Origin of the sequence: Calditerricola satsumensis (assembly GCF_014646935.1) — a bacterium.
In the GTDB taxonomy this organism is placed as follows: Bacteria; Bacillota; Bacilli; order Calditerricolales; family Calditerricolaceae; genus Calditerricola; species Calditerricola satsumensis.
Genome location: NZ_BMOF01000071.1, coordinates 1 through 6,795 on the forward strand (window position 1 = coordinate 1; position 6,795 = coordinate 6,795).

The 6,795-nt window shown below is 61.3% G+C and carries 8 protein-coding genes; 3 read left to right on the plus strand and 5 right to left on the minus strand.

What is annotated here, in order from left to right; genetic code table 11:
• Nucleotides 1–242 precede the first annotated feature (242 nt).
• Complete coding sequence (gene rpsD, locus IEX61_RS11550) at nucleotides 243–842, plus strand: 30S ribosomal protein S4 (RefSeq protein WP_054671022.1); 600 nt, start codon at nucleotides 243–245, stop codon at nucleotides 840–842.
• Between the two features lie 50 nt (nucleotides 843–892).
• Here the strand turns inward: rpsD and IEX61_RS11555 are convergent, their stop codons facing one another.
• The 3 genes from IEX61_RS11555 to IEX61_RS11565 form a co-directional block, all read right to left on the minus strand.
• The gene (locus IEX61_RS11555) at nucleotides 893–2,164 is read right to left on the minus strand and encodes a TRAP transporter large permease (RefSeq protein ID WP_083462970.1); all 1,272 of its coding nucleotides are present in this window, start codon (nucleotides 2,162–2,164) and stop codon (nucleotides 893–895) included.
• Nucleotides 2,145–2,723: a TRAP transporter small permease gene (locus tag IEX61_RS11560; RefSeq protein WP_054671018.1), complete on the minus strand. Its 579-nt coding sequence runs from the start codon at nucleotides 2,721–2,723 to the stop codon at nucleotides 2,145–2,147. Before IEX61_RS11560 ends, IEX61_RS11555 begins: the two co-directional genes overlap by 20 nt.
• Before the next feature lie 119 nt (nucleotides 2,724–2,842).
• Complete coding sequence (locus IEX61_RS11565) at nucleotides 2,843–3,877, minus strand: TRAP transporter substrate-binding protein (RefSeq protein ID WP_188818163.1); 1,035 nt, start codon at nucleotides 3,875–3,877, stop codon at nucleotides 2,843–2,845.
• A gap of 272 nt (nucleotides 3,878–4,149) precedes the next feature.
• Between IEX61_RS11565 and IEX61_RS11570 the strand changes: the two genes are divergently transcribed.
• Complete coding sequence (locus IEX61_RS11570) at nucleotides 4,150–4,377, plus strand: EamA family transporter (protein WP_172673520.1); 228 nt, start codon at nucleotides 4,150–4,152, stop codon at nucleotides 4,375–4,377.
• 13 nt (nucleotides 4,378–4,390) lie between these two features.
• Nucleotides 4,391–5,032: a DMT family transporter gene (locus IEX61_RS11575; RefSeq protein WP_188818165.1), complete on the plus strand. Its 642-nt coding sequence runs from the start codon at nucleotides 4,391–4,393 to the stop codon at nucleotides 5,030–5,032.
• A 143-nt stretch (nucleotides 5,033–5,175) separates the two neighbouring features.
• Here the strand turns inward: IEX61_RS11575 and IEX61_RS12555 are convergent, their stop codons facing one another.
• Together IEX61_RS12555 and IEX61_RS12560 are read right to left on the minus strand one after the other, a co-directional pair.
• On the minus strand, nucleotides 5,176–5,427 hold the full coding sequence (locus IEX61_RS12555) for a group II intron maturase-specific domain-containing protein (protein ID WP_308423738.1): 252 nt from the start codon (nucleotides 5,425–5,427) through the stop codon (nucleotides 5,176–5,178).
• Between the two features lie 183 nt (nucleotides 5,428–5,610).
• Entirely contained in the window at nucleotides 5,611–5,925 is a 315-nt protein-coding gene (locus IEX61_RS12560) for a reverse transcriptase domain-containing protein (protein ID WP_054671006.1), read from the minus strand.
• Between the last annotated feature and the right edge of the window lie 870 nt (nucleotides 5,926–6,795).

Genomic DNA, 6,795 nt, shown 5'->3' on the forward strand with positions numbered 1-6,795 from the left:
TGCGCACTCTTGACAACCCTACCAATCCGCGCTAAGATGCATTTGTTGTAGGGTAGCAATGATTGAGGGTAAAAACGGTGCGGAGTGGAGTTCGGACCCTTGCCGGCCCAGCGGCTGACTGGGGAACCAGGTGGCCGGGAGGTTGCACGATGCGGAACGCTACCGTCCGACGTTCGTGTAGAAAAAGTCCGGACTCGCCCACCGGAAGGACCCTCCAATCTACGGCAAAGGAGACGGTTTGAATGGCACGGTACACGGGACCTCGTTGGAAGCTCAGCCGCCGTTTGGGCATCTCCCTCAGCGGGACGGGAAAAGAGCTGAAGCGCCCCTATCCGCCGGGGCAGCACGGCCCGGGGCAGCGCCGCAAGCTGAGCGAATACGGCATTCGCCTCATGGAGAAACAAAAGCTCCGCCACATGTACGGCCTCACCGAGCGGCAGTTCCGCCGCACCTTTGAGCGGGCCCAAAAAATGCCTGGCGCGACGGGTGAAAACTTCATGATCCTCCTCGAGTCGCGCCTCGACAACCTGGTGTATCGCCTCGGCTTTGCGCGGACCCGTCCGGCAGCGCGGCAGCTGGTGACCCATGGCCACGTGACGGTGAACGGCAAGAAGGTGGACATTCCGTCCTACCAGGTGAAGCCGGGCGACGTGATTGGGCTGCGCGAAAAGAGCCGCAACCTGCAAGTGGTGAAGGAAGCGCTGGAAAACCGCGCGTACCTGCCGGACTACCTGTCCTTCGACGAAAACAAGATGGAAGGCACGTACCTGCGCTATCCGGAACGCTCCGAGTTGCCGCAGGAAATCAACGAAAAGCTGATCGTCGAGTTCTACTCGCGGTAAAGAAAACGCCCTCCCTTCATGGCGAAGGGAGGGCGCGTTTGTTTTCCTGGCTATTTGACCGATTTTGTCAGCCACAGGGAAAGGTCGGGCCACACGACGATCACCGCCAGCACGAGAATCATCAGCACAATGAACGGCGCCACGCCGCGCACCACCGCGCCGAGCTTCTCCTTGGCGATGCCGCTGACGACAAAGAGGTTCAGCCCCACCGGCGGGGTGATCATCGCCAGTTCCATGTTGACCGTCATGATGATGGCAAAGTGGATCACGTCAATGCCCATCTGCTTGATGATCGGCAGGAAAATGGGCAGCGTGATGAGGATGATCGACACCGCTTCCAGAAACGTGCCCAGGATAAAGAAGAGCAGGTTGGTGGCAATCAGGAACACCCACTTGTTCGTCACGCTCTGCGTGATCCACTCCGCCACCGCCTGCGGCACCTGGTTGTTCGTCAGGTACAGGGCAAACAACATGGCCGAGGCGATGATAAAGAAGATCATCGCGCTCGTCGTCACCGTCTCCTGCACGATGGCGCGGAACACCTTCCCGTTCAGCTCCCGGTAGACGAAGCGCGACACGAGGAGGGCATAGGCGGCGGCGACGACGGACGCTTCCGTCGGCGTGGCGATCCCCTTGTAGATGCTGCCGAGGATGAGGACGGGGAGCAGCAGCCCGGGCATCGCCTTCCCCAGCGCGCGCCAGCGGGTGGCCCAGTCGGCCTTCGGCTCCCGTCCGTAGCCGCGCAACTTGGCCACCATGATGGCCGAGGCGACAAGCACCGCGCCCATGAACAGCCCGGGCAGGACGCCGGCCATGAACAGCTTGCCGATCGACTCCTCGGCCACCGTGCCGTACACGATCAGCGGGATGCTCGGCGGGATGAGGATGCCCAGCGTTCCCGACGCCGCCACCAGGCCCATGGCGTACGTCTTGCTGTACCCGGCCCGCACCATGCCGGGGATCATGATCGATCCGATGGCCGCAGCCGTTGCCGGGCTGGACCCGGAGATGGCGGCGAACACCATACACGCCAGGATCGTCACCACGGCCAGACCCCCGGAGGTATGGCCCACCCACGTGCGCAGCGCGTCCACCAGGTGTCGGGCGATGCCGCCGCGGGCCATGATGACGCCGGCGAACACGAAGCCGGGAATGGCCATCAGCGTGGTGATGTCCAGGGCGGCGAACATGCGTTGGGGGATCATGTACATGACGAAACCCTGCTGCCACAGGACGACAATCGTCGCCAGCGCCAGACAGACGAAGATCGGCACGCGCAGCAGCATGAGCAGGGCAAACAGGCTAAACAGCGTCAGCGTCACAGGCGTTCTCCCCTTTCCGCGCCGGGCTCGTCTCTCGCCGCTCGTGGGCGAGGGCCTCCTTCGCTTCCTGCGGCACGATGTCGTGCTTCAGCTCGTCCAGGCTCTGGCGCCACGCCGCCACGGCGTTCTCGGCAAACTGACGGGCGAGCAGAAGCCCGGTCAGGGGCAGCACGAGGTAGACGATCCACAGGGGAATGCCCACATCCATCGACACTTGGCCGCTGCCGTACTTCTGCAGCACCAGTTGCAGGGAAAAAACCAGGAACAGAACCGAAAAGACCAGGCCAATGACGTTGGCCAGCACGTTGACCGTCTTTTTGCCGCGCGCCGGGAGCACGGCGTACAGCACGTCCACGGCGATATGTTTCTTGTGGCGAAGGGCCGCCGCGCCGCCAATGAGCACGCCCCAGATCACGCAGTACTTGTACACTTCCTCCACCCAGGCTTGCGGCTGGTTGACGAAGTAGCGCATCACCACGCCGTAGAGGCATAGCCCCAGGCCGACCACAAGCAGCGTCCCGGCCACCGCTTCCTCCGCGCGGGATAGCCATCGCCGCATGCCGATCCCTCCTTGCGCCGTCGGATTTCCCGCCCCATTCTTCCCGGGGAAGAAATGGGGAAAAACGCGGGACGGATTGGCCATTCCCCCCGCGTTTCGCCTTGCGCTCGCGCCGCCGCTTACTTGAGCGCCCGCGCGCCGTCGATGAACTCTTTGCCAATGACGTCGGCAAACTCGGCGTACACCGGCTCCAGCGCCTTGCGGAACGCCTCCTTGTCTTCTTCGGTCAGCTCGTACACTTCCATGCCCGCTTTCTTCAGGTTTTCGAAGCTCTTCTGATCCAGCTCGTAGGCCAGCTGGCGCTCGAACTCCGTCGCTTCCTTCAGCGCTTCCTCCAGGGCCTTGCGGATGTCCTCCGGCAGCCCTTCCCAGAAGGATTTGTTCACCAGCACGACGTAGTCCAGCCGCCCGTGGTTGCTCACCGTCAGGTACTTCTGCACCTCGGCGTACCGCTGAGTGTCGATGTTGTTGAACGTGTTTTCCTGGCCGTCCACCGTGCCCTGCTGTAGGGCCACGTACGTCTCGTTGAACGGGATCGTCGCCGCACCGGCACCAAGGGCCTTAAACTGCGCCTCCAGCACCTTGCCCGCCTGCGTGCGGAATTTCAGGCCCTTGAAGTCTTCCGGGCGCTTGAGCGGGCGCTTGCTGTTCGTGAACTGCTTGAAGCCGTTTTCCCACATGGCCAGGCCGAGAATGCCGTGGGGTTCGAGGGACTTCATCAGCTTCTGGCCGAGCTCGCCGTCCCAGAACTTCAGCACCGCTTCGCGGCTGTTGAACAAGAAGGGCATGTCGACGATCTGGAACGCCGGGTTAAGGCCGACCAGCTTGGTCACCGACGGGGCGATCATCTGGACGTTGCCCGCCTGCAACGCCTCCAGCTCTTCCTTGTCCCCGTACAGCTGGCCGGACGGGAACACTTCCACCTTGACGCGGCCGTTCGTCTTCTGTTCCGCCAGCTCCTTAAACTTTTCCGCCGCCTGCCCTTTGGGGCTGTCCGGCGTCGTCACGTGGGAAAATTTGATCACGATCGGTTCGCCGCTGTTGGCGTCACCCTGACCGGCGCCGTTTGAGGCCGGGCTTCCGCAACCGGCTGCCGCCAGGGCCAGTACCGCGGCCAGCGTAGCCATCCACAACCGTTTTCCGATCGCACGCATCGTCCTCGTCCCCTCCCTGGAAATGTCTTCGATTTCTAAACGGAGAACAATCCTTTTGTCTGGCTATTACGATAAAGCGCAGTGGACAAAAGGGCAACAATTCGTGCATATCGGTCATTTTGGTCATATTGTTCACGACCTTCCAGCCTCCCCCATGTTCCGTCCTGTGGTATGATCGAACTGATAACGCCCTGACCAATCGAGCATGACCCGATTGAGCATCCAAGTTCCCAGGTTCCCCGGGTGATGCGCTCAAAAAGGGAGTGGAGACCGTGAAAGACGCTGCGCTGCGCTTTGGGGCGCTCGGCCTGCTCAGCCTGATCTGGGGCGGGTCGTTTTTCTTCATCAAGATCCTGTTGGAGGCGATGGGGCCGCTGTCGGTTGCCTTTTTCCGCACGGCCTTCGGCTTGGCCCCGTTGCCGCCCTCGTTGCCGTCCTCCGCACGCCCATCCGCTGGCGCGCCATTTCGTGGCCCACCGCCGCCGTCGTCGCCCTCCTGAACACGGCAGTGCCGTGGGCCCTCATCGCCTATGGGAGACGCGCCTCACCAGCAATTTGACCTCGGTGCTCAACGCCAGCACGCCGATCTGGACAGCCCTCGTCGGCCTGTTGGCCTTTCGCCAAACGCTGTCGGCCCTGCAGTGGCTGGGCATCGCCGTCGGTTTTGCCGGGCTCGTGACGGTGGTCGGCCTCGAGCCGGGCCGGGCGGGGGGACACTGGACAGCCTATGCCTCCGTCCTTCTCGCCACGTGGGGGTACGCCCTCAGTTCCCAGCTGGCCAAGCACCGGCTCACCGACCTCTCCCTGTACGAAACGACGGTGGCCACCCTCGTCGTCGGCACGCTCGGGTCCTTCGTTCCGGCACTCGCATTTGAAACGGCAACGTGGTCCAGCCTGGCGCGCGCCGACGTTCTTCTCACCCTCGTCGGTCTGGGCTGTCTCGGCTCCGGCGTGGCCTACCTGCTGTTTTACTACCTGATTCGGGTCGGCGGTGCCGAATTTGCCACCCTCGTCACCTACCTCGTGCCCGTGACGGCCATGTTGTGGGGGACACTCTTTCTCGGCGAACCGCTGACGCCCAACCTGTTTCTCGGGCTGATCCTCATCTTGACCGGCGTCTTTCTTGCCGGGCGCAAACCCGGAACAATCGAGTAGGAGGGGGCGGCTAACCCCTGTCCTCTCCCACCACCGTACGTACCGTTCGGGATACGGCGGTTCACAAGGATTGACGAAGCTGAGCGTACAAGTCGGCGAAACTGAAAAGGCTCCGTTCTCGCCAGTAGGCGAGGCCGGTGGCCTTATTCATTTGTGGAGAAAAGAGCCCGGCGCCAGTATCCCTTTCGGGAACCGCTCAGCATTTTCGCCCATTCAGGCGGCAACCCAATGGCTATCAGGTTTCGGCGGATCGTCTTCGGTCTTCTCCATTGCTTTAGGAGGCACATCCGCAACCGCCTTCGGATCCATTCATCCAGGGATTGAAGCGGGCTTGGGGTGTCAATCAAGCGGAAGTAGCCGATCCACCCCCGCAGGTAGGCATTCAGCCGCTCCAATCACTCCTCCATGTTGACGCTGTGGTTCCGACGGGTGAGGTTTCGGATGTGCGCTTTAAACCGTTTGATGGTTTCCCGCCGCCAGGCGGATGCGCGGCGTTTTCTCGCTGGTGAACGAGAATACCAGGAATTTTTGCGATTCCATGGGCGATCCACCGCGCTTTTCTCCAGGTTGACCTTCAGCTATAGCCGTCCCTCGACGACCTTCCGAATGCTAGCCATCACGCGTTCGCCTGCCCGACGGCTCTTCACGTAGATGTAGCAGTCGTCAGCATAGCGAACAAACTTATGGCCGCGTTTCTCCAGTTCCTTGTCCAGGTCATCCAGGAGGATGTTGGCCAGGAGCGGGCTCAACGGACCGCCTTGTGGCGTCCCTTCCTCGCTGCGCACGCACACTCCGCCCGCCATGACGCCAGCCTGGAGGTAGTTCCGAATCAGCTTCAGGACGCGCTTGTCCTTCACCTTGCAGGCGCGGAGCATGTTCTGTCGCTCCACCACCTCTCCATCAGGTTGTCGCCTGCTTCGCGAGGCGGAGTGGCGAGGGGTGCCGGAGAAGGACTCGGCGCTCCTACGGTCCCCCGCAGATTCACCGCTTCCTCCCGTAGGCAGCTCCCTTTCGGGATTTTCGGCTGTCGTCCTTCTCGCAAACCCATGTCGCACCCACCTCTTTCCTTGTGTTCGGCCCTTCCGCCTCCCGGACGTCGCGGGAGACGTACTATGGCCTCTGCTGACTCCTGCCGGTTCAGCCACGCCTTTCGACGCGCACTTACCCGGTAACCGGGCGTACCCGGCAGGCCTCCCCGGGTAAGAGCACTGTCTTTCTCTCCATCTCCCCGCCCCATTTACTGCCTGTGCTCTTCGGCGGCAAGGACTTTGTCTTGTTGTGCAGACTGGTCCAAGCACAGGCAGCCCCGTATGGGGTTCCTGTTCGTCGGGCCGGAGGTTTGCCGCCGGCTTCCTTCAGACTCCGCCTCGCGGCGGACGCCCTTGCCTAAAGCTAACGGCTCCTGCCGCCTTTACCGTTCGGGACTTTCACCCTATAGACAGCGCCCATGCCGGGCGTACACAAAAGTAATCCCCACCTGATTACAAGGTGGGGACACCTGATTACAAGGTGGGGATAGCGTGAACACGAAATACTGAGATAGAAAGATTAGCTTCTTGCTTGAAGTCTTCAACTAAAACATACACGTTATTCCACAGGTGATATAGTAGGCAAAACATGCAGCACACGCTAAACACCCTAAATAAGTACTACAACCACAGCAACTTCCAATACATGACAAAATTGATACTATGCAGGCATTAGAGTTGAGTCCGTATTCTTGTGTAAAAAGGACTCTCTGAAAAAAGTCAGAGAGCCATTTC